This window comes from Mesorhizobium sp. M7A.F.Ca.CA.004.04.2.1 (assembly GCF_004022825.1).
Taxonomy (GTDB): domain Bacteria; phylum Pseudomonadota; class Alphaproteobacteria; order Rhizobiales; family Rhizobiaceae; genus Mesorhizobium.
This window is the reverse complement of the sequence record NZ_RZPH01001271.1, coordinates 1-1,460: the sequence shown is the minus strand read 5'-3', so window position 1 is coordinate 1,460 and position 1,460 is coordinate 1. Positions and strand designations below refer to the sequence as shown.

At 60.8% G+C, this 1,460-nt stretch carries 1 protein-coding gene and 1 pseudogene; one reads left to right on the top strand and one right to left on the bottom strand.

Features of this window, described 5'->3' with window-relative positions:
• Positions 1–181: pseudogene (locus EN893_RS33760) on the bottom strand (hypothetical protein); the annotation flags it as partial.
• Positions 182–403: 222 nt separating this feature from the next.
• Between EN893_RS33760 and EN893_RS33750 the strand changes: the two are divergent.
• On the top strand, positions 404–1,460 hold a 1,057-nt coding region (locus EN893_RS33750), incomplete at its 3' end, for an acetylornithine deacetylase/succinyl-diaminopimelate desuccinylase family protein (protein ID WP_128362165.1).

Sequence of the window (1,460 nt, the reverse complement as noted above, 5' to 3'; positions counted from 1 at the left end):
GCGTAATGTAACCTTTGCGCGCGGTGGAGACGCTCCACCGGTAAACCGACGCGCCATATCTGACGGTCATCGTCTGCGAAGACACGTCAATATTTGCAACGAGGCTGGCTGCCCAGCCCTGCCCCGAAGCACCGAACAGCATCGCAACAAACACGGCTGCCATGAGAACTGTCTTTTTCATGCGATCAAACCCCTTTGATTGCCCCTAACCTGCCTGCCCTCAAATTGTCTCTCATCTTTTTAATGGCAGATGAACGGGCTAACACACACACCTTGACCAATTCGCCAATCCAAAGCAGCGAATTTGAACGATTTCCCGCAATAGTTGCCGCAACGACACGCCGCACAGGCTCGATCACCAACGGGCTTGCAAAACCGCCGAGATCGCTGCTCAACTCTGGGCATGAACGAGCGACTCCTCCGGGCAATCGATGACAGGCGCGACGATGTCGTCGCGCTGACCACTGAGCTGATCCGTTTTCCGACCATCAATCCACCCGGCGAGGCCTATCGGCCATGCGCCGAATATCTCGGCGCGCGGCTGAAGAAGAGTGGTTTCGAGACCGAATTCATCCGCGCCGAAGGCACGCCCGGCGACACCGACCGCTACCCGCGCGTCAATGTCGTTGCCCGTTTCGACGGAAGATCGTCAGGCGCCTGCGTCCACTTCAACTCGCACATCGACGTGGTCGAAGCCGGCGACGGCTGGACCGTCGATCCTTTTGCCGGCATCGTCAAAGACGGCAAGGTCTATGGTCGCGGCGCCTGCGACATGAAGGGCGGACTGGCCGCCTCGATCATCGCAGCCGAAGCCTTCCTGGAAGTCTTCCCCGACTTTCCCGGCGCCATCGAAATATCCGGCACCGTCGACGAGGAGTCCGGCGGCTTCGGCGGCGTCGCCCATCTGGCCAGACTAGGCTATTTCTCAAAACCCAGGGTCGACCACGTCATCATTCCCGAGCCGCTCAACAAGGATCGCATCTGCCTCGGGCATCGCGGCGTCTGGTGGGCGGAGATCGAGACCAAGGGCGAGATCGCGCACGGCTCGATGCCGTTTCTCGGCGACAATGCGGTGCGCCACATGGGCGCCGTGCTGAGGGCTTTCGAGGACGAGCTGTTCCCTGCGCTTGACCGTAAGATGACGCGCATGCCGGTCGTGCCCGAAGGGGCAAAACGCTCGACCATGAACATCAATTCGATCCATGGCGGCCAGACCGAGGACTTCCGGCCCGGCCTGCCGTCGCCCAACGTGCCCGACTCCTGCCGGCTGACCATCGACCGTCGTTTCCTGCTGGAGGAAGATCTCGACACCGTCAAAGGCGAAGTGACCGGTATTCTCGACCGGCTAAAGCGCGAGCGGACAAAATTCGACTACGAAATCCGCGACCTGATGGAAGTGCTGCCGCTGATGACCGAGCGCGACGCCCCGGTGGTCAAGGCGGTTGCGCAAGGCATCATGG